This window comes from Chryseobacterium sp. CBSDS_008 (genome assembly GCF_049959325.1).
Lineage (GTDB): Bacteria > Bacteroidota > Bacteroidia > Flavobacteriales > Weeksellaceae > Chryseobacterium.
On the sequence record NZ_CP188202.1, the window covers coordinates 4,320,370 to 4,341,485 of the forward strand.

Below are 21,116 nucleotides of genomic sequence, written 5' to 3' on the forward strand. Positions count from 1 at the left end.
AATACAATAAGCATTTTAAGCTTTCTATTTTGCAGAAGAAGGTTATAATTCAGGTTAAGGCATGTATCAGGGTATTCAGCTCCCGGAGCAACTATATTCTCATGTTCAAAAGTAAAAATGTCCAAACTGCTGCACATGAGTTTCTTCATAGCTTTGCATTACCTCACAGTTTTACTAATTCAGAAGCCGATGCAAAGGCGCAGTTTACTTATGAATATGCTAAAACAGAAAATATTATGGATTATTCTCATCACATTCCTGAAACACGTTATAACCTTTGGAAATGGCAGTGGATGATAGCTAATACAAATACCAAATAAATTATGAAAAAAATATTTTTATTATTCAGCTTATTGATACTTTTTTCATGTAAATCTCAAAAAAGAAATATGATAATTCCTACAATAGATAACAAATTTGAAAAGTTTGATATAGACAAATTTAGTAAATCAACAAAAAAAGAAACTGATGTTGTAAGAGAGTTTCTGCCTAATGGAAACTATATTGAAATGAGTATGGCAAACTCTGGTAAATATTATACCGAATCATATAAAGATTCTTATTTTATGATATCTAAATCGTATTACACCAGTGGAAATATAAAATATAAAGGTATCATGTTTAATGTTCCTTGGGGAGCTCCTTTTCAAAAAGGAATTTGGTATGGTTTTGATGAAAATGGAAAGCTGATTAAAGAGGTTGATTATGATAAGCCTTACAAATATACATTTGAAGATATTTTAAAATTCTGTGAAAAAGAAGTTATTCCCGTTACAAAAGGTCCGGTATTACAAAGTACAGGTTTTCATACTATAATTTTAAGAAGAATAGAAAATGAAAAACCTATTTGGGAAATAGAATGGTTAAAGAAGTCAAATCGTGTTGAAAATATAATTTTGGATGGTATTTCCGGTAAAGTAATTTCAAGAAGAGAGTCAGAATTTATAAACAATTGATTTTTTAGTTATGAACCAACAGCGGGAATTACATTTTGAATGTCATTAGCATACCACACTGTATTATTGGCAATGGAAAAAAACAATCAATCTACAAAAAGAATATTATGAATAAAATAATAATATTAGTTGGGTTGGGCTTTTTTACTCAATTCCAATCTCAGGAATTACAAGAGACAATGATTCCAAAAATGAGTAATGAATTTGAAATAATCAATACAGAAGGGCTGAAAGATATTATTATTAATGATAACAAAATAATAACGTTTATTTCTGCTAAAATTGGCTCTAGTTTTACGGAATATCATAAGGATAGCTATTTTATGATAGTTAAAAATTACTATCCTTCCAGAAATATTAAAAATAAAGGAATAGCTTTCAATGAAGGTTCTCCAATTGGTATCTGGTATTATTTTGATGAATCAGGTAAGCTTATAAAAGAAGAAAATACAGATGAAGGGTATCGTTTTACTCCTGAAAAGATAGTAAAGTATTGTGAAAAGAATAAAATCGAGCTTCCAAAAGGGTATCATGAATCCGGGTTTTATACCCGGGTTAGAAAAGATGTTCTTAATGGTAAAAAAGTCTGGATAATAGAATATCTTATCCCGGATGGAGATATTCAGAAAGTTGTTTTAGATGGTCAATCAGGTGCTGAGCTGGAGAAAAAAGTGGTTCCGTTTATAAGCAGTTAATAATAAAATGCTCTGAAAAGGATAACTTTTTTCTAAATCAGATTAACTAATAATTAAATTTATAGCTTATTCTATGATAAAAAAATAATAAAAACTTCCTTGATTTTTTTATCTGTTTTGGTTCTTTCCCAAATAAACCTGAGCAAAAAAACACCGTTGTTACTTCTCTAATTGAAGAATTAACTATCTTTATCTCGTTTAGAATAAAATATTTAATTTTAGCTGCACAAAAGAACAACTTTTTATGCCTTGGTAAAAGGAATAAAAAATATAGATCAAAACCATCAAATCTGCATAATAAACAGAACGCAAATATATTAATATAAGAAAATTATAAATGGGAGTACTAGTAACCAACGAAACAGTAAAGCAACTATTTCACATTGCTCAGTCGATAGCGAAGGAAAATTATAATGGAACTTACGGAGGCCCGCATATCCTGCAGGCTCTCATGCATAAAGATATCGGCCTTAATGAATTCCTGAAAAGTATAGATAAAGACCCCGGCTATTTCTATGAATGGGCAGATGTCCGCATTGAAGAATATCCCAAAACTAGCCATCTTCCGGATGAGGTAGGCCAGGATGATGCCGTGGATACCCTTATTGAAGAAGCTGATGATATCCGTTTAAAATTGGGACTGGATGAGATTACCCCGATTTGCATCCTTACAGCCATCGTAAAACCGCAGGTGGTATTCTCTCTTCAGCAGTTGAAATCACTTCCGCTGAGGGAACATGAGATCTTCAATCTGTATAGGAAAGATACTCCGTTTACTGTTTCAGAAGATGGAAATTTCTCATCATTATTTTCAAATGGTTCAGACTATTCAGACTCTTCTTTTCCCTCCATTAAAAGCTACTGCGTAGACAGAACTGCTCAGGCGAGAAAAGGAGAAATCGAAAATATTATCGGAAGAGATAAAGAACTGAGAATGCTGGTAGAGATTCTGTGCCGCAGAAGCAAACCGAATGTGATCATCATCGGGGAGCCGGGAGTAGGAAAAACAGCTTTGGTAGAAGGCTTTGCTACTGAAATTATTAAAGGAAATGTTCCTGAAATGCTTAAAAACGGTACCCTTTTGGAACTGGACACCGGAGCATTACTGGCGGGAACTTCCTATAAAGGTGAAATTGAAGACCGACTGAAAAAAGTAATCAATGAATGTAAAAAAATTGAAAAAGCCATTCTCTTCATTGATGAAATTCATACCCTTTTAGACCCGAAAGGAAGCATCGGAAACGTTGCTAATCTCCTTAAACCTGAGCTTGCCAGAGGTGAAATCACCGTAATCGGCGCTACCACACAGGAAGAATATAGAAAAATTATAGAGCCGGAACAGGCTTTTAACCGTCGTTTTGAAGTTCTGACCGTTCATGAACCGGATGAAAAAACCTGTGTTAAAATGATTGATGTACTTCTTGAAGGCTACAAAAAACACCACGGTATTGAAGTGGAGAAAACGGCCCTTCCGGAATGTGTACGTCTGGCGAAAAGATATGCAAAAGGTAAAAAACTGCCGGATGCAGCTATTGATTTATTAGACAGAACAATGGCTGCCATCAAAATGCTTGATGAGCTTTCCGAAAAAGAACTGAACAGCTGGAAAGAAAGCTACGAGGCTATTTTAAAAGAAGAATATGCAGACAGTAAAGACCAAGCAGACGAACTGATCTGGACTTACAATCTGTTGAGGGATAAAATAAGCCCTATTCTTTGGGGATCACTCAGTGAGCAGCCGTCAATTGATAACTCGATGCCGGTGGACCAGATTCAGAAAATCATTGAAGATACTTATGCAGAGCTCCTGCAGCATGCTGCAAGGAAAAGAGAAAAAGTAGACAGGTTGGAGCTGGCTGCTGTAATGGCTGCCAAAACCAATATCCCAATCGGGAAAATTCAGGCTCAGGAAAAAGAAAAACTCCTGAACATGGAATCTCTTCTGTTGAACAGAGTAGTAGGACAGGATCATGCATTAAAAATCCTTTCCGACGCTATTGTTGAAAACCGAAGCGGATTGAATAAACCGGGACAGCCCATCGGGTCTTTCTTCCTTCTGGGACCTACAGGAACCGGTAAAACAGAGCTGGCGAAATCAATGGCAGAATTACTTTTCAACGATGAAAAGGCTATGGTACGTTTTGACATGTCGGAATTTAAAGAAGAGCATTCTGCAGCATTACTGTATGGAGCGCCTCCTGGATATGTAGGGTATGAAGAAGGCGGTATGCTTGTGAACAAGATCAGACAACAACCTTATACCGTTGTTTTATTTGATGAAATTGAAAAAGCCCACCATTCGGTTTTTGACGTGTTTCTTCAGATTATGGATGAAGGGAAAGTTCATGATAAATTAGGTAAAGAAGGAGATTTCAGCAATGCGCTGATCCTGTTTACCTCCAATATCGGAAGTGAAGAAATTGTAAAACAGTTTGAGGAAGGAAAGATTCCGGAATCATCTTCACTCATGCAGATTATGTCAAACTCCGGACGGTTCAGACCAGAGTTCCTGGCAAGAATTACGGAGATCATTCCTTTTGCACCGATCACGGAATCCATTGCAGAAAGAATCTTTAATATTCAGCTGAAATCTCTTCATACTTCATTAACAAGATTGGGAATCGCGTTAAAAATAAGTGATGATGCTGTAAGGAACCTTGCATTAGGAGGATTCAGCAGTAAATATGGCGCCAGACAGATTTCTGGAGTCATCCGTGCACAGCTCGCAAGGCCGATCTCTAAAATGATTGTCAGAGAAGAAGTAAAATCCGGGCAGACGATCCATGTAGACTGGAACAATGATGAAGAAAAACTGAGCTGGAACGTAGAGTAATTATTAAGTAAAAAGGCAATCTGCAGACCGCTTTTTGCCTTTTTGCTCATAAATAAAATTAAAATGAAAACGATTGTCAGAAACATTTTTACAGGTTTACTATTAATAGGAACTGTAGTTTTTGTAAACGGACAGTTTCTTGCCGCTTCCGATACTTCGGAAAGCAGTGTGAAAAAGTATAAGGGGATCATTAATGCCAATAAAGATCTTGTAGAATTTATAGAACAGCTGCTCCTTCAGAAAGGGCTTCCCAAGCATTTGAGAAACCTGGCTCTGATTGAGTCTCATTTTGACAGAAATATCACTTCCGGAGCCGGAGCGGTAGGGATCTGGCAGTTTATGACTTCGCATGCCAACCAGTATGGGCTTACGGAGCAGGGGCGTACAGACATTTATAAAAGTACCAAAACAGCTGCTATTTCTTTAAGCAATCTTTATAAAAAGTATAACAACTGGGTGACCGTGGTAGCCGCCTATAATTGTGGTGAAGGAAATATAGCCAAAGCGATGGAAGCCGCAGGTTCTACCCAATACCATGAATTTTATAAATATCTTCCCGGGGAAACCATCAACCATGTGAAGAAATATCTGAACGCATGCTATGCCACAGGAGAGCTTCAGAGTGTATTGAATAACTATAATTCTTCAAGAATCAATAAGGTTTTCTTTGAAGACGGAAACAGAAAAGTAACTCAGGCTGCTCTTTCTGAAACAGAAATCAATGCCGGTTTCAATCTGAACGTTGTTGCTGCTGAACTGAATATAGAAGTAGATAAAATTCTGGCCTGGAATCCGGGCATTGTAGAGGAACTCCAGAAAAAAGGTGAAAGTACTTTCTATCTTCCTGTAGACCTGATGCCTGATTTTCTGCTGAGAAAAAATAAAATACTGGTTCGCTCCATAAAAGAAGGAGGAAAGCCCCAACAATAAAATAACATTAATAAAGTAAATATAAAGCAATCAGTTTTGGCCGGTTGCTTTTTTTATTAAGACGAACTGTTAAAACCATACTAATTTTCATTAAAAGAATCTTAATATTTCTCACTCATGTGGAAAATTATTGCCTTAGTTTTTGTTTTTCGGTGAGTGAAATCCTTTACTGGTCTCGTTTTGAATGGGTTTTTTAAATCCATTATCGTAGAATTACGACAATAAATCGTAGAATTACTACAAATTTTCAAATTTCCATTCAAAAGCTTTTTTTAGCGAAAAAGAGCTTCTATATTTGTTAACACAATCACCGAATCACAAAATATTAACGATTAAAATTTACAATCATGGCCGAAAGAAATTCAAGAGGAATCTTAAAATTCAACAACGGAGAAGGACAGAAGCTGTTAAAAATGAATTACAGCGTTTCGAGATCTACAGACGTTTCAGGACGTGTAGCCTCAGATCCTTCCAATGCATTGATCAAAGTAACAGTAGAAGCTACTGAAAAATCAGACATCCTTGAAAGCTTGTTAAACGGTAAATACAAGCCGACTGTAGGAGAAATTACTTTCAACAAATCTCACGAAGAAGGTACACTGATTACTTTGAAATGGGAAAACGGATATGTTATCCAGCACGAAGTAGACTTCGACGCAATAGACAGCAACAGCATGCTGATCAGCTTCGTCGTAAGTGCTGAGACAATTGACTACGGTACTTCTCAATACGCCGGGCTATGGCCTTCAGCAGGTAAATAAGCCTATTCATCATCTTAGTAAAAATAAAATTGGTACAGAACAGCCCTTGTAAAAGTTGCTGTTCTGTTTTCTGCTTTACAATAAGTTTCAGATAAATAATCACTAAAAGAAACCAATATCTGGAATTTACAAAGCCTGTAATAATACCTACAGCATCAATTCAACATTTATTAACTTAAAAACACGTAACACTATGTTTCAAGATGATAAAATCAGAGTAAAGAATTCTCAGCAACCTATCAGCCAGGATACAGAGACGATCAAAAAAACTGCACAGGAAAATGAGGTTACGAAAACGGAGGAAAAGGTAAATAAAGCAGGGAATAAAATAAAAAAAACAGCAGAAGCCGCACAGCATTTAAACCCGGTGCAAGAAACAGGCAAATTTCTGAATCAAACGCTGGTTTCCAATGATCCTTCCGTTGTTGAGACAAAAGTATGGGCCAAGCAGCCTACTTCAAAAATACATAATGCAGAAGCTATCTCTCAGAGTTATATAGCAGGAATAAATCGGGTTATCAAGCTCGATGTAATCATAGAAGGAGAGATCATTAATCATTTCAAGCATTTTAAGCTGGTGCAGAGTGCTACCAGGCACCATGAGTTCAGCCTGATGCTGGCACATGATACTTTGGGTAAACCGGAAAACTACAATCTGGAAGAAGCTCAGAAATTTTTAGGGAAAAGAATCACAGTTGTTTTCAAATATAAAGATATTGAGAAAGGAGCCGAACGTAATTTTGTAGGAGTTGTTACAGAAGTAGGATTCAGTCAGGAAAAAGGAAGTCTTGGAAATATTATGATCAAAGGCTACAGCCCAACTGTACTTTTGGATGCTGCACCTCATATTCAGAGCTTTGGAGGGAGCCAGCCTGTAAGTCTGAACAGTATTGCTGATCAGGTAATTAAAGAGGGGCTGGGGCAGCATAAATTTGATTTCAGAGTAGATGCCCAGCATGGAAATGTATCGTACAGCTCACAATATGAAGAAACCCATTATAATTATCTCGCCAGAATGGCCGAGGCCTATGGAGAGCAGTTTTATTATGATGGAGAAGTTCTGCACTTTGGAAAACTGCCGCCTCAGGAGAAACCTGTCAGGCTTACTTATGGAAGCAGCGTAAGTGATATTGCCATCAAAATGAAGGCCCAGCATGTAAGTCCTACTTTTTATGGGTATAACAGCAGTAAAAATGAAAAGCTGACAGCTGGCAGTTCGAAAATTAACCATACATCAGATATTGCAAGACGTGCTTACGAAATATCAGAGAAAACTTTTACCACTCCTTCTTTGAGAATTGCCCCTATTAAAGCTTCTTCCTTTATGGATATTGATGCCTCCCAGAAGGGAACCGCAGGAAGCAAAGCTTCAGAAGTTTTCGTTACCTCGGGAACTACAACAGTTCCTTTCTTATACCCGGGATGTACCGCAGATATCGAAATGCGTAAATCAGAGAGTAGTGAAACCGCGTATTTTACAAAGCTGATGATTATTGAAGTGACTCACGAAGTAGATGCCCGAGGCTATTATGACGGTAAATTTGAAGCGATTGCAGCAGATACAGGATTTATTCCACGTCCCGAATTTCAGACGCCAAAAGCAGAAGCCCAGTTTGGAAAAGTAATTTCAAATACAGATCCTTTAAATCAGGGAAGAGTACGGGTGCAGTTCGATTGGCAAAGCGGACCCGATACTACCGAATTTGTCCGCGTAATGACCCCGGATGCCGGAAGTAGTGATAAAGTAAATAAGAACAGAGGATTTATGGCTGTTCCGGAAGTGGGAGACCAGGTTATTGTCAATTTTGTACATCAGCACCCGGATCGTCCGTTTGTGATGGGAGGCATGTTCCATGGTGGAATCGGTGGCGGCGGCGGAGCCGGTAACAATATAAAAAGCCTAAGCAGCAGAAGTGGAAATAAATTAGAATTAAATGATGGTGAAGGCTCTGTATTTCTAACGGATCAGGGCGGAGCCAATATGAAGTTTGATGGGGCAGGAAATGCCCAGACTAATGCCAATAACAATAAAACGGTTAACGTAGGAAATAATAATACAGTAAATGCCGGCAGTACAAGCTCTATTAATGTTGGAGGAAAAGAAGGTGAGGCTGCCAATTCAGTCCTGACAATGGACGCAGGCGGAAATATTTCTCTGGAAGGAAAAACAAAAATTGAATTGAGAGTTGGTGAAAACAGTATCACAATTACTAAAGAAGGGATTACTATATCCGCAAAAGAAGGAATGCTGGATTTGAATTCATTGAAAAACGCATTATTGGTAACACAGGATAACCTGAGTATTCACAGTAAAGCAGTGACTTCAATGAATGCTGCAGGAGACATATTTATTACCGGAAGTAATGTTGATATCAACTGATATCGCGAATGTATTCTAAAACGTATTGAAACATGACTTTGGAACCGAATAAAGTTGAAAAAAATGACCAGCTGTCAGGATTTAAATATGCCTGGTATAAAAAAGGAGAATATAATATCAATATCAAATCCTATCTTACTTTAGGAACTGGAAAAGCTAACCAGACGGAAATAGAAGAAGACTGGGTAGTAATGCCGGGAGAATATAACCATATTAGCATACAGTCTTCTACCCAGCGATATATTCAGGCAGACGGACAGATGCAGCCGTTTTATGAAATTCTTGAAAAAATAAATAAAGCGACGGAGGTTGTTGAATTATCTTTAAATACCGATAAAAGTATTCATGAAGTAACCAATAAAAATGAAATTGTAAGCAGGTGGGAAGAGATAAAAAAGGATCTGCATTTTTTTGAGCTGGTAAAAGAAAGTTATAAGGTATTTATTCAGATCTATGATAAAGAATTTAACAATATAGATCGTAATATCAGGCAAAATTTTTTATATCAGATCATGTTTTATCCTTTACCTGTATTCAGCGGAGGAAGTTTTACAGATGAAATTCCTGTAAGAACAACATTGTCAACCCTTTTTCTGGGAGAAGAACTTGAGTATACTTCCTCATACAGAATTTTAAAAAATAAAGAAGGAGGTTTCACTGTTAAACTGGATGGCAAAAGTAAAGGGAATCAGCCCCGGTTTGAAAGTATTTATAAAGATAAATATCAGAAAACGCTTGGAAATGCTCTGGAATATAAGTACGCCATTGAGGGAGAATATATTTATAATGAAGATTCTGTACTATCAGAAGTCATATTCCATGTGAAAGAAGAACTGAATGAAAAGATGATCTATGTTTGCAGATACCATATAAGGTTACATAAAAAATAATAATTAATACGATCACTATGAGTCAATTATATATCGCACAGGATACTCCGCTTACTTGTAGTAAAGGCCGAAGACTTATAGGAATTGGAGTCAGTTCCCAGTCTTCAGTAAAGTTAAAAAAGGGTGCTAAGCTGATGGCTACCGAAGAAGATCGGTTTAAAGATAATTTTATTTGTCCTGAAATGATGATGGCAGGGGCTTTAGCAGGTGTAGCAGTAGCGGCAGCTTTCTCCGGTGGGCTTTTTGTTTTAGCGGCAGCAGCCTGGGCAGGAAGTGCCCTCATAGATGACTGCCTCAATATCTGCTCATTTTTGTGCAAAGGAAGCCACTGGCAAAATACCCATCCTAAAGTAAAAATTGAAAATAAAAAACCTCTGTTGCAAAATTCCAGTTTACACTGTTTCATAGGAGGTAAAATTACATTTCATTTACCCGTTGCCCAGCTGCAGGAAGCCTCTATTGCCAGTAGAATGGCCCAGGATTCTTACGAGGATAATAACGGAAAAAGTACCAATATTGAGGGGTATGCACGAATTAATACAGATGATCAGGCTGAGCTGGATAAGCTGTTCGGGCCAGGGGTGTTAACCAGCAAAGATTTCAACACCAATAAAGACAACGGTTTCTTTTCCTCTTTATATTATAATAAAGAAACAGGAGATTATTTTGTGGCATTCAGGGGATCAGAACCTAAAGGAATGCAGTTTTACCACGACTGGCTCATTGAAGATGGGGGACAGGCTCTTGGTTTTGCAACTCCTCAGATAGAAAAAACGAGAATGCTTGCTGAAAAAATGGATAATGCTACCGGAGGAAAAGTGAAATTTACCGGACACTCATTAGGCGGAGGAAACAGTGCCATGGCTTCCTATTATACCGGGCTTCCGGGATATACCTTCAACGCAAGAGGAGTACATGGTAATACACTTGATTATCTCGATAAAAAAGGAGCCGTAAAATCAACTTCAGGGATTGTCAATTACAGTACAAGTAATGATATTCTTAACGGGCTGCAAAATAACAGGGAAGGTTTGCTCTCTACTTTGGCTTTATCCAGAATTCCTGGGCTTAACAAAATTGCAATTTTTGGAGGTCTTACGGGAGGTGTTCCGCGGGCTTTGGGAGAACAGAATGAAATCTTCGGGTACATTGATGATAATGAAGGGCTTGGGATCAAAACCATTGGAAGCGGACATAGCGCATATAATGATGCGTTTCAGGCGATGCTGGCCACTATAAATACTGATGTTGTAGCTAATAATATATAATATGAAACCAATTATTTTAATAATACTTTCCATCATGACACTTTTTTCCTGTTCAGATTTTAATCTCAGATCGCGTAAAAACGAAAATAGAAATCAATATCCTCCTTCAAGAATGTTTACGGGCGATGATTTATCAGCTGCTCAAAAAATGTTTGATGGAGATCTTAAAGGCATGGAAGAGCTTATTAAGGAAAAAAATATTGATATCAATAAATTACAGGAAAATACAGGATATACCTTGCTGATGTATGCTTCCCTTATTGAAGATTTGAAAGCAATGGAAAAGCTTTTAGAACTGGGGGCTGATCCCAATATCATAGTGCCTCATGAAGGTCTTGAGTCTCCTTTGAATCATGCCGTAGCACTTAATAATTATGAAATGCTGCAATTGCTTTTCAAATATAAGGCTAATCCTAACCCGGCTTTAGGAAATTCCCCGTTATCTGATGCAATGACCCTTGGAGGTGATGAAAGTACCGAAAAGAAAATGATTGATTACTTACTTCAGAATGGAGCTGATATCAATAATGTTTCTTATAATGGAAGCAACATTATGGAAAGTGCCGCCAGGGACGATCTGGATATGGCTGAATACTTTCTGGCTAAAGGAGGACTGCCTAAAATAAAAGGAACGGATCTTTGCCCAATCGCAGATTATATTCAGTATAAGGAAAAGCAGAAAAATGAACGTAATCTGCCTGATTCTCCTTATTATGAAAAATTATTCGGAATTAAAAAACAGCTGGTTGAGAAATATAATGTAGCGTTCCCCTATAAGAAGGACACATTAGAAGAAGCAAAACTTAGAATAAAACAGTATGAATCGTTAAGTTCTAAAGATAAGCTGTCAGTGAATTTCAAAAAAAATTACGGAGAAAACCTTTATCAGGAAGATTTAAACAGAGTGAAAGGAAAATGACATACTAAAAGGGTTTATAGTATGGCTATTCCGGATGTTATTTCTCACGTATGTGGAAAATTATTGTTTTGATTCTTGTCCTTCAATGAATCGAAACCCTTTACTGGGCTCGTTTTTAGAGTGTTGTTAAATCCATTGTCGTAGAATTACGACAATAAATCGTAGAATTACTACAAATTTTCAGATTTCCATTCAAAAGCTTTTTTTAGCGGAAAAGAGCTTCTATATTTGCTAACACAATCACCGAATCACAAAATATTAACGATTAAAATTTACAATCATGGCCGAAAGAAATTCAAGAGGAATCTTAAAATTCAACAACGGAGAAGGACAGAAGCTGTTAAAAATGAATTACAGCGTTTCGAGATCTACAGACGTTTCAGGACGTGTAGCCTCAGATCCTTCCAATGCATTGATCAAAGTAACAGTAGAAGCTACTGAAAAATCAGACATCCTTGAAAGCTTGTTAAACGGTAAATACAAGCCGACTGTAGGAGAAATTACTTTCAACAAATCTCATGAAGAAGGTACACTGATTACTTTGAAATGGGAAAACGGATATGTTATCCAGCACGAAGTAGACTTCGACGCAATAGACAGCAACAGCATGCTGATCAGCTTCGTAGTAAGTGCTGAGACAATTGACTACGGTACTTCTCAATACGCCGGGCTATGGCCTTCAGTAGGTAAATAAGCCTATTCATCATCTTAGTAAAAATAAAATTGGTACAGAACAGTACACTCATCTGAGTATACTGTTCTGTTTTTTTATATCCAAACCGGAAATAAACTCCTCAGTTATTCTTTTTTTATAGCTCACGCTGTATAAATGATTGAATAAATAGTGACTGTTTCTTTATCAGGAAACAGAGTTTTTATGATTTTTATTTCCCCGTATAGTGTTATATATGGTGACTTTTTAATCATCTTGAATTATTCTTAAAATATTTATTTCTAGAGCTTTGAGTTCAGTTTTAAATCTGGTATCGTAGAATTACGACATCAAATCGTAGAACTACTACACTTTTTCAGATTTCCATTCAAATGCTTTTTTATCAAAAACAAGGGCTTTATCTTTGTTATATAATTATTGAATAACAATTTATTACTAACGATTAAAATTTACAATCATGGCCGAAAGAAATTCAAGAGGAATCTTAAAATTCAACAACGGAGAAGGACAGAAGCTGTTAAAAATGAATTACAGCGTTTCGAGATCTACAGACGTTTCAGGACGTGTAGCATCAGATCCTTCCAATGCATTGATCAAAGTAACAGTAGAAGCTACTGAAAAATCAGACATCCTTGAAAGCTTGTTAAACGGTAAATACAAGCCGACTGTAGGAGAAATTACTTTCAACAAATCTCACGAAGAAGGTACACTGATTACTTTGAAATGGGAAAACGGATATGTTATCCAGCACGAAGTAGACTTCGACGCAATAGACAGCAACAGCATGCTGATCAGCTTTGTAGTAAGTGCTGAGACAATTGATTACGGTACTTCTCAGTACGCCGGACTATGGCCTTCAGCAGGTAAATAATTCAATCACTTAAATAAAAAATGAACAGTATGCCATTGTATGCTGTTCTGTTTTTTGAAGAATTAGCAGGAAGCAACAAAAAATGGGGAACTGCTACTGCTAAAAAGTCATTTCCATATCCCGCACCCCGAACCTTTTACCCGCACCTCACAACACGATATCCCGAAACCCTTTCCCGGACTCTCCACTTTTACTCCTATTTTCTTATATTTGTTCATTATAGATAATATGGACGCAACACAAGATAAAAGGCTGTTTCTCATCGATGCCTATGCGATGATTTTCAGAGGATATTACGCATTAATCAGGAATCCGAGACTTACCAGCAAAGGACTGGATACTTCTGCCATTTTTGGTTTTACGAATTCTTTGATCGAATTGATCAGAAGAGAGAAACCTACCCACCTGGCAGTGGTTTTTGACGTGGGACAGGCTAGTGTAAGAACCGATGATTTCTCAGATTATAAAGCCAACAGAAGCGAAACTCCTGAAGCGATCAAGATTGCCGTTCCATACATCCACAGAATTCTGGAAGCCATGCATATTCCGATTCTAGGTGTAGAAGGATATGAAGCAGATGATGTGATAGGTACCATTGCATGCAAAGCCGAAAAAGAAGGATATACCACTTTTATGGTAACACCGGATAAAGACTTTGCACAGCTGGTTACTGATAAAATTAAAATTTATAAACCTGGTCTGAAAGGCGGTGACATTGAAATTCTTGGAGTAGAAGAAGTAAAGGCAAAATACGAGATTGAAGACCCTAAGCAGGTGATTGATTTCCTTGCCATGATGGGAGATGCCGTAGATAATATTCCGGGACTGGAAGGCGTAGGAGAAAAAACAGCAATGAAATTCCTTAAAGAATTCGGAAGCATTGAAAATTTACTGGCCAATACCGATCAGTTAAAAGGAAAACTGAAAGAAAAAGTAGAAGCTTCTGCCGAACGTGGTATTTTGTCAAAAAAACTGGCAACCATTATCTGTGATGCCCCTGTGGAATTCCATCAGGAACAATATGACCTGGAAACTCCGGATTTTGAAAAAGTAAAAGAAGTATTTGATGAAATAGAATTCAGAAGACTTTATGAAAACCTGTACAGGGCTTTTGCGCCTGCTCCTACAGAAACATTAGTGGTGACTGAGGTGGAAGTGAAGCAGACTCCGGCAGGAACAGAAGTGAAAGGACAGGTAATGCAGCTTGACCTTTTCGCCAATTTCGAAGAGCTGGACCAGGCTACTTCTACAAAAGCCACCATCGAACACAACGACCACCTGTATCAGTTTATCAATAACCCGAAAGCACAGAAAAAACTGGTTGATAACCTGCTGCAGCAAAAAGTGGTTTGTTTTGATACAGAAACTACTTCATTGAATGAGCTTGAAGCTGAATTGGTAGGTATGAGCTTCTCCTATAAAAAAGGACTTGCCTATTATATTCCACTTTCTGAAGACAGAGCAGAAGTTCTGCAGACACTGGAAATTTTCAGACCGTTTTTTGAAAAAGAAGACCTGTTGAAAATTGCACACAATCTGAAATTCGATTATAAAGTTTTAAAACAATATGACATCACCGTTAAAGGTGCCATGTTTGATACCATGATTGCCCACTACCTGCTGAATCCGGACGGAAGACACGGGATGGATTATCTTTCAGAAGTATACCTGAACTATAAACCGGTATCTATTGAAACCATTATTGGAAAGAAAGGAAAAAAACAGGGTAACTTCAGAGATGCAGATCTGAGAACGCAGACCGATTATGCCGCAGAAGATGCCGATATTACCTTCCAGCTGTATGAACTTTTTGCACCACAGCTGAAAAAAGAAAACCTGGAAGAGCTTTTCTACAATATTGAAATGCCTCTGATGGAAGTACTGGCAAAAATGGAGCTGGCCGGTATTTCTCTGGATGAAAAATGGCTGGCACAGGAAAGTGTAGATCTTGAAAATGACCTGAAACAGCTAGAAACCACAATTTTTGAACTTTCAGGAGAAGAATTCAATATGAATTCACCAAAACAGCTGGGAGAAATTCTGTTTGAAAAAATGCAGCTGGATCCGAAAGCAAAAAAAACAAAGACCGGGCAATATGCAACCTCAGAAGATGTTCTTCAAAAATTGAGTTCAAAACATGAGATCATCAAGCATATCCTGGAGTACAGAACGTATCAGAAATTAAAATCAACCTATGTAGATGCTCTGCCTTCACAGATTGATAAAGAAGATAAACGGGTACATACCAACTTCTCACAAACTACAGCTGCTACCGGCCGTCTGGCAAGTGTAAACCCAAACCTGCAGAATATTCCGATCCGAACATTGAGGGGACAGCAGATTCGTGGAGCTTTTGTTTCAAGAGAAGGAAAAAAGATCATCTCTGCTGATTATTCTCAGATCGAACTTCGTTTAATTGCTGAAATTTCAGGAGAGGATAATATGATCAAAGCCTTCCAGGATGGTGAAGATATTCATGCTTCCACAGCCGCAAAACTCTTTAAAATTCCTTTGGAAGAAGTTTCCAAAACCCAGAGAAGCCAGGCTAAGACCGTAAACTTTGGGATCATCTACGGACAGGGAGCTTTTGCTTTGGCAGAGCAAACCGGATTATCCCGTACAGAAGCCAAGCAGATGATTGAAGCATACTTCGAAACTTACCCTAAACTGAAGGAATACATGGCTGAACAGGTGAACAAAGCACGTCAGCTAGGCTATGTAGAAACCATATTAGGAAGAAAACGCCATCTGAAAGATATCAATTCCAATAATTTTGTGGTAAGAGGCCATGCTGAAAGAAATGCAGTAAATGCACCGGTTCAGGGAAGTGCTGCAGATGTTGTAAAGCTTGCCATGATTAAAATAGACCGGGAACTTGAAGAACAACAGCTAAAAACAAAAATGCTGCTTCAGGTACATGACGAACTGGTGTTCGAATCTCCGGTTGATGAGATTGAATCTGCTTCCAAACTGATCAAAACTGAAATGGAAACTGCTTTAAAAACACAGGTTCCGTTGTTGGTAGAGATTGGAGTAGGAAACAACTGGCTGGAAGCGCATTAATCAATATTGCAAATCATACCTTAAATAAAAAACTTCTGTCTTTTGGGCGGAAGTCTTTTATTGGATTTATTTTCTTATTAAATATCATATTCTATTTCACCCACATAGTGAAGTGAATAATCATCATTTTCTACAGAAACAGGATTAGGAATTACAAATCTTGTGGCAAAAATGATGGCATTCACAGGCGTATCCAGGCTTAGTTCATTCAGTTTTCTTTCCAGAACCGGAAGCCATTGGTCAGCATAGGAATATTCTGCAAACTTGTCATAAAGACTAAGACTTTCATCCTCAAAGCCATATTCTATAAAATCATCATCAAACCATTTGATGTTCTGAGATTCTGCAAACTTAGACACATACTGGTCTTCGCTTTCCTCTTCAATATAATAATTTTCATCCTCTTCTACGAAACTGTAAAAGTCTTCTTCATTTTTGAAATACCCTAACCAGAAGTGTGAAATTTCTTTATCCATAATACTGTTTTTATTCTAATCTTTTTGATTGTTTACTTATTTCAATGACTCTTTCAAGCCGTGAAAGTCTTGTTTTTTCCTGTTTGGCACTCATGATCCAATGTATGATCACCTTTTTATAGGAAGGAGCCTGATGTTCAAAAAAATTCCAGGCCGCCTGATGATTCATAAACAGTTTCTCATAAACCGGATCAAGTGAAACATCCGTTTTTTCATGGGAATATATCCCGGATTTGTCTTCTTTTCTAAGTTCGAAAGCTTTCTGGCCGGCAGGAGTCATCAATCCGGCTTTGGTGAGCTCTTCCACTTTTTTTATATTAATATTGCTCCAGATACTGGAAGGCTTTCTTGGAGTGAAACGAATAGAATAACTTTCGTGATCTATTGATTTTCTTACGCCGTCTATCCATCCAAAGCACAATGCCTGGTCTACAGATTCAGACCAGCTCATAGAAGGTTTCCCACTACCGGTTTTATAGAAACCCGTTAAGAGTTCTTTCTCATCCTCATGGTGTTTCTCAAGCCATTTTCTGAATTTTTCTTTTGTCGGGAAAAATGTAGGTTTCATACTTTTTGTAATTGCCTTTTCCATTGAATCTGTAATATTACGAAAGTTTTTTAGTCCAATAAAATCTTCTTGCCCTGAACAAAGTCCGGTGACAGCCTTACAGATGATTTTTTTATTGTAATTTTATGCTGCGTTTAAATTAAAAAAATGGATTTTCTTCACGACCATTATGTCATTAAAAATGAATTACTGCTGATCCTTATTTCTGTTATTTTAGGATTGTTTATTGGTGCTGAACGGGAATACCGTAATAAATCTGCCGGCCTCAGAACCTTTATTCTGGTGTGTTTCGGAGCCTGTCTTTTTACCATTCTTTCCATAAAAATAGGAGTTGCTAATCCGGACCGGCTGGCAGCCAACATCATTACAGGAATCGGATTTTTGGGAGCAGGCGTGATTTTCAAGGGCGATAATAAAATTGAAGGAATTACAACAGCAACCACTATTTGGGCAACAGCTTCCATTGGGATGGCAGTAGGTTCAGGATATGTCTATATTTCTCTGTTGGGAACAGCCTTGGTATTGATCGTTTTGAGTGCCCTGACTTATCTTCAGAATTTTATTGATAATTATAATAAAGTAAGGGAATACAAAATTGCTGTAACAGACTCGCAGGATATTAAATATTGTGAAAATATATTTAAAGAAAATCATTTAAGATACCATATGCTTAAACAGCAATATTCCCAGGAAAGCTTTACTGTTATCTGGAGGCTTACAGGTAAAAACAGCCACCACGAAGAAGTAATCAGGAATCTGGTGGATGACCCGAAAATTACAGCCTATCAGTTTTAGGCAAGAGCAAAAAAATAAAGGCCTGAGCCTTTATTTTATTTTATTTTTTCCTGAATACATACAGATCCTTGTTAGGACCGTCAATTTCTTTTCCTTCCATATCCAGCTGGATCAGAATATTCTCACCCACTTTATATTTATATTGGGCTGTTTTCCCTTTTAAAGTAATCATGCTTCCTGTTGCATCCCATGCAAAAGATCCTTTATCCTGGTGCTTTGAATTTCGTTCAAGATATTCTTCAGTAATGCTGAATGTTTTATCATTGTTCAATGTTAAAGAAGTTTTGATTCCCGGACAGTCAGCACATGGAACAGTTGCTTCATAGGTACCCGCCCAGTCCAGTGCATTTTCAGAAGTGTCTCCGGCAGCAGTAGGGGTCGCTTTTGTGATACTGTCAGTTGCTGCAGGCTGTATGGCTGTTGCCGAATCTGTGGTAGCCGTTGTTTCAGTAGTTTCTTTTTTAGAACACGAAGCAAGGAAGAGAGCTGCTCCCATTCCCAACATGAGCATTTTGCTTTTCATCATAACAATTAATTTAAGGATGTTTTTAATAATAAAGTTTCTTCTAATAAACAAAAACTGAGCCAGAGAAGGATTAAACAGAAGATCGAAGAATGGTGAATAGCCAATCCGCTTCGCTTGTCAGTTGTCTATTTTAGTATTAATTTTTAATGAATTATAACCATCTGGAAGTTCAGTTGATAATAGAAATTCACCTTTCACTTGTGAAGCAAAATTGACCATTCACAATCAATCTTTTTAAAAAAAAGCTCAGAACAATTTTTCCACCCGTTTTATAAAGCCTGTTCTTATTTTTCTTCGTAAATTCGGGCAAAATTATGATTATGACAAAAAAGATACTTTTATCTGTATTTCTTTTGCCGGCTGCAATGGCATTTGCGCAACAATATGGAGGAATGTGGATTCCTACAGAGCTGAATGAAAAGGAAATGAAGGATTTGGGAATGAAGATTTCTGCAAAAGATATTTTCAACCCTCAGAAACCAAGCATTAAGGATGCGGTAGTACAGTTTAACGGCGGATGTACTGCAGAAATTATTTCACCTAAAGGACTGTTATTAACCAACCACCACTGTGGATTTGGTCAGATTCAGGCGCATTCTACTGTTCAGAACGACCTTCTTTCAAACGGGTTCTGGGCAAAAAATACAGATGGAGAGCTTCCTAATCCGGGAGTAAAAGTAGATTTTATTGTCGACATCAAAGAAGTTACTGATAAGATTTTAGAAGGTACAGACAACCTTACAGAGCCTGAGCTTACTAAAAAGATCAACAATAATATCGAGGTCTATAAAAACTCTCAAAAAATTGAATCTTACCAGTCGATCATGGTAAAACCTATGTATTATGGAAACAAATACTATGCTTACACGATCGAAACCTATAAAGATATCCGCCTTGTAGGAGCTCCGCCTCAAAGCATCGGAAAATTCGGAAGTGATACAGACAACTGGGTTTGGCCTAGGCACACCGGGGATTTCTCTATGTTCAGAATCTATGCAGACAAAAACAACAAACCTGCCGAATACTCCAAAGATAATGTACCTTACGTACCCAAACATTATCTGCCGGTTTCTATAAAAGACAAAAATGAGAATGATTTTACTTTTGTATTCGGATTTCCGGGAAGAACTACAGAATACCTTCCTGCAATTGGTGTAGAGAAGATCATGAAGGATATTGACCCTGCAAGAATTGCCGTACGTGATGTGGCTCTGAAAACATTAGACGAAAAAATGCGTGTTGATAACGAAACACGTATTAAATATGCTTCGAAATATGCTTCGGTAGCGAATTACTGGAAAAAATGGATCGGTGAAGTAGAAGGTTTGAAAAAATCCAATGCTGTAGAAAAGAAAGTAATGTATGAAGGTTCTTTGGTGGCTAAAAACCCTGAGATCAAAAATACACTGGACCAGCTGAATAAACTGTACAATGAGCAGGCTCCTTATGCATTAAACAATGCTTATTACACAGAAGTCGTGAAAAATGCAGAAACTTTGAAGCTTGCAGGTGATTATTATGACTTCGTAGCTGCTGTAGAAGCAGGAAGAATGGATGAGAAGGAACTTTCAAAGTTAAAAACAAAATTAACTTCTTTCTATAAAGACTACAGCGCAGAACTTGATGCGAAAGTAACAGCAAAATTACTGGCATTATATGTTAATAAAACTGCACCCCAGTTTTTACCGGCCGGATTCAGCAAATATAAAGATGAGAATGCCAATATTCCTGTCATTGAAGATATGTCTAAAAATTCAATTATCACAGGAAGAACTGCTGTAAATGGCGGAGCACTGACTACCGATATTGATAAGGCATTTTCTAACCAGGATAAATTAATAAGAACTTTAAAGAAAGACCCGGTTTACCAGCTGTATGTTTCTATGAAAGAAACGTATATGAAAACTGCAGATCCTCAATATACTTCAATGCAGGCAAAAATTGATGCTTTGCAGAAAAAATTCATGGCGCAGCAGATGCAGACGGATAAAGACAGAAAATTCTTCCCGGATGCCAACTCTACGCTTCGAGTGACGTATGGTAAAGTAAAAGGTTCTACCCCCAGGGATGCCGTTTCTTACGGATACCAGACTCACCTTGCCGGCGTCATGGAAAAATATGTTCCCGGAGATTATGAATTTGATGTTCCAAAGAAACTGATCGATCTTTACAATAAAAAAGACTTCGGAATCTATAAAGATAAAACCGGTGATGTTCCTGTAGGATTTACTGCAACCAACCATACAACCGGAGGAAACTCAGGAAGCCCCGCTCTTGATGCCAACGGAAACCTTGTTGGATTAAACTTCGACAGACAGTGGGAGGGAACAATGAGTGATATCAACTATGATCCCCGCTTCAGCCGAAACATCATGGTAGACACAAAATATATCCTTTTCATCATTGAAAAGTTCGCTGATTCAAAGTGGCTGGTTGATGAAATGAAGATTATAAAATAATTTTTAAAAGTTATACCTTTAAGAATCTATTTGAACTGAGTTTTGAATAGATT

General features: G+C 37.4%; 18 protein-coding genes. 15 read left to right on the forward strand and 3 right to left on the reverse strand.

Features of this window, described 5'->3' with window-relative positions; genetic code table 11:
- The first annotated feature begins 101 nt into the window (after positions 1-101).
- The 13 genes from ACP3T3_RS19660 (at position 102) to polA (ending at position 16,239) form a co-directional block, all read left to right on the forward strand.
- A complete protein-coding gene (locus ACP3T3_RS19660) occupies positions 102-320 on the forward strand; it encodes a hypothetical protein (protein ID WP_426477425.1) in 219 nt (72 codons plus the stop codon).
- Between the two features lie 3 nt (positions 321-323).
- A complete protein-coding gene (locus ACP3T3_RS19665) occupies positions 324-956 on the forward strand; it encodes a hypothetical protein (RefSeq protein ID WP_426477426.1) in 633 nt (210 codons plus the stop codon).
- A gap of 107 nt (positions 957-1,063) precedes the next feature.
- Positions 1,064-1,651 (forward strand): hypothetical protein, encoded by a 588-nt coding sequence (locus ACP3T3_RS19670; RefSeq protein WP_426477427.1) that lies wholly within the window; start codon positions 1,064-1,066, stop codon positions 1,649-1,651.
- Positions 1,652-1,988: 337 nt separating this feature from the next.
- Positions 1,989-4,484, forward strand: a complete 2,496-nt coding sequence (locus ACP3T3_RS19675) for an ATP-dependent Clp protease ATP-binding subunit (RefSeq protein WP_426477428.1) — start codon at positions 1,989-1,991, stop codon at positions 4,482-4,484.
- 63 nt (positions 4,485-4,547) lie between these two features.
- Entirely contained in the window at positions 4,548-5,414 is an 867-nt protein-coding gene (locus tag ACP3T3_RS19680) for a lytic transglycosylase domain-containing protein (RefSeq protein WP_426477429.1), read from the forward strand.
- A 347-nt stretch (positions 5,415-5,761) separates the two neighbouring features.
- Positions 5,762-6,175: a type VI secretion system tube protein TssD gene (gene tssD, locus ACP3T3_RS19685; protein WP_053328223.1), complete on the forward strand. Its 414-nt coding sequence runs from the start codon at positions 5,762-5,764 to the stop codon at positions 6,173-6,175.
- A 193-nt stretch (positions 6,176-6,368) separates the two neighbouring features.
- A complete protein-coding gene (locus tag ACP3T3_RS19690; protein WP_426477430.1) occupies positions 6,369-8,555 on the forward strand; it encodes a type VI secretion system Vgr family protein in 2,187 nt (728 codons plus the stop codon).
- A 32-nt stretch (positions 8,556-8,587) separates the two neighbouring features.
- A complete protein-coding gene (locus ACP3T3_RS19695; RefSeq protein WP_426477431.1) occupies positions 8,588-9,445 on the forward strand; it encodes a hypothetical protein in 858 nt (285 codons plus the stop codon).
- 17 nt (positions 9,446-9,462) lie between these two features.
- The gene (locus ACP3T3_RS19700) at positions 9,463-10,713 is read left to right on the forward strand and encodes a PAAR-like protein (RefSeq protein ID WP_426477432.1); all 1,251 of its coding nucleotides are present in this window, start codon (positions 9,463-9,465) and stop codon (positions 10,711-10,713) included.
- Position 10,714: 1 nt separating this feature from the next.
- Positions 10,715-11,632, forward strand: coding sequence for an ankyrin repeat domain-containing protein (locus ACP3T3_RS19705; protein ID WP_426477433.1), 918 nt, complete (start codon positions 10,715-10,717; stop codon positions 11,630-11,632).
- A gap of 280 nt (positions 11,633-11,912) precedes the next feature.
- The gene (gene tssD / locus ACP3T3_RS19710) at positions 11,913-12,326 is read left to right on the forward strand and encodes a type VI secretion system tube protein TssD (RefSeq protein WP_426477434.1); all 414 of its coding nucleotides are present in this window, start codon (positions 11,913-11,915) and stop codon (positions 12,324-12,326) included.
- A gap of 436 nt (positions 12,327-12,762) precedes the next feature.
- Positions 12,763-13,176, forward strand: a complete 414-nt coding sequence (gene tssD, locus ACP3T3_RS19715; RefSeq protein ID WP_053328223.1) for a type VI secretion system tube protein TssD — start codon at positions 12,763-12,765, stop codon at positions 13,174-13,176.
- Positions 13,177-13,404: 228 nt separating this feature from the next.
- The gene (polA, locus tag ACP3T3_RS19720) at positions 13,405-16,239 is read left to right on the forward strand and encodes a DNA polymerase I (RefSeq protein WP_426477435.1); all 2,835 of its coding nucleotides are present in this window, start codon (positions 13,405-13,407) and stop codon (positions 16,237-16,239) included.
- Between the two features lie 77 nt (positions 16,240-16,316).
- Here the strand turns inward: polA and ACP3T3_RS19725 are convergent, their stop codons facing one another.
- Both ACP3T3_RS19725 and ACP3T3_RS19730 read right to left on the reverse strand, forming a co-directional pair.
- On the reverse strand, positions 16,317-16,715 hold the full coding sequence (locus tag ACP3T3_RS19725; protein WP_426477436.1) for an immunity 22 family protein: 399 nt from the start codon (positions 16,713-16,715) through the stop codon (positions 16,317-16,319).
- Positions 16,716-16,725: 10 nt separating this feature from the next.
- Entirely contained in the window at positions 16,726-17,283 is a 558-nt protein-coding gene (locus ACP3T3_RS19730) for a YdeI/OmpD-associated family protein (protein ID WP_426479992.1), read from the reverse strand.
- Between the two features lie 147 nt (positions 17,284-17,430).
- Here ACP3T3_RS19730 and ACP3T3_RS19735 point away from each other — a divergent pair, with 147 nt between their 5' ends.
- Positions 17,431-18,078, forward strand: a complete 648-nt coding sequence (locus ACP3T3_RS19735; RefSeq protein ID WP_426477437.1) for an MgtC/SapB family protein — start codon at positions 17,431-17,433, stop codon at positions 18,076-18,078.
- Positions 18,079-18,118: 40 nt separating this feature from the next.
- On the opposite strand, the gene ACP3T3_RS19740 is transcribed toward ACP3T3_RS19735, so the two are convergent.
- Positions 18,119-18,604: a copper resistance protein NlpE gene (locus ACP3T3_RS19740; protein WP_426477438.1), complete on the reverse strand. Its 486-nt coding sequence runs from the start codon at positions 18,602-18,604 to the stop codon at positions 18,119-18,121.
- Positions 18,605-18,924: 320 nt separating this feature from the next.
- Between ACP3T3_RS19740 and ACP3T3_RS19745 the strand changes: the two genes are divergently transcribed.
- Positions 18,925-21,063, forward strand: coding sequence for a S46 family peptidase (locus ACP3T3_RS19745; RefSeq protein WP_426477439.1), 2,139 nt, complete (start codon positions 18,925-18,927; stop codon positions 21,061-21,063).
- The last annotated feature ends 53 nt before the right edge of the window (positions 21,064-21,116 follow it).

What these genes read in the sequence shown, in the direction of transcription:
- ACP3T3_RS19660 (WP_426477425.1), top strand. Translation starts at nt 102, where the DNA reads ATGTTCAAAAGTAAAAATGTCCAAACTGCTGCACATGAGTTTCTTCAT.
- ACP3T3_RS19665 (WP_426477426.1), top strand. Translation starts at nt 324, where the DNA reads ATGAAAAAAATATTTTTATTATTCAGCTTATTGATACTTTTTTCATGT.
- ACP3T3_RS19670 (WP_426477427.1), top strand. Translation starts at nt 1,064, where the DNA reads ATGAATAAAATAATAATATTAGTTGGGTTGGGCTTTTTTACTCAATTC.
- ACP3T3_RS19675 (WP_426477428.1), top strand. Translation starts at nt 1,989, where the DNA reads ATGGGAGTACTAGTAACCAACGAAACAGTAAAGCAACTATTTCACATT.
- ACP3T3_RS19680 (WP_426477429.1), top strand. Translation starts at nt 4,548, where the DNA reads ATGAAAACGATTGTCAGAAACATTTTTACAGGTTTACTATTAATAGGA.
- tssD (WP_053328223.1), top strand. Translation starts at nt 5,762, where the DNA reads ATGGCCGAAAGAAATTCAAGAGGAATCTTAAAATTCAACAACGGAGAA.
- ACP3T3_RS19690 (WP_426477430.1), top strand. Translation starts at nt 6,369, where the DNA reads ATGTTTCAAGATGATAAAATCAGAGTAAAGAATTCTCAGCAACCTATC.
- ACP3T3_RS19695 (WP_426477431.1), top strand. Translation starts at nt 8,588, where the DNA reads ATGACTTTGGAACCGAATAAAGTTGAAAAAAATGACCAGCTGTCAGGA.
- ACP3T3_RS19700 (WP_426477432.1), top strand. Translation starts at nt 9,463, where the DNA reads ATGAGTCAATTATATATCGCACAGGATACTCCGCTTACTTGTAGTAAA.
- ACP3T3_RS19705 (WP_426477433.1), top strand. Translation starts at nt 10,715, where the DNA reads ATGAAACCAATTATTTTAATAATACTTTCCATCATGACACTTTTTTCC.
- tssD (WP_426477434.1), top strand. Translation starts at nt 11,913, where the DNA reads ATGGCCGAAAGAAATTCAAGAGGAATCTTAAAATTCAACAACGGAGAA.
- tssD (WP_053328223.1), top strand. Translation starts at nt 12,763, where the DNA reads ATGGCCGAAAGAAATTCAAGAGGAATCTTAAAATTCAACAACGGAGAA.
- polA (WP_426477435.1), top strand. Translation starts at nt 13,405, where the DNA reads ATGGACGCAACACAAGATAAAAGGCTGTTTCTCATCGATGCCTATGCG.
- ACP3T3_RS19725 (WP_426477436.1), bottom strand. Translation starts at nt 16,715, where the DNA reads ATGGATAAAGAAATTTCACACTTCTGGTTAGGGTATTTCAAAAATGAA.
- ACP3T3_RS19730 (WP_426479992.1), bottom strand. Translation starts at nt 17,283, where the DNA reads ATGAAACCTACATTTTTCCCGACAAAAGAAAAATTCAGAAAATGGCTT.
- ACP3T3_RS19735 (WP_426477437.1), top strand. Translation starts at nt 17,431, where the DNA reads ATGGATTTTCTTCACGACCATTATGTCATTAAAAATGAATTACTGCTG.
- ACP3T3_RS19740 (WP_426477438.1), bottom strand. Translation starts at nt 18,604, where the DNA reads ATGATGAAAAGCAAAATGCTCATGTTGGGAATGGGAGCAGCTCTCTTC.
- ACP3T3_RS19745 (WP_426477439.1), top strand. Translation starts at nt 18,925, where the DNA reads ATGACAAAAAAGATACTTTTATCTGTATTTCTTTTGCCGGCTGCAATG.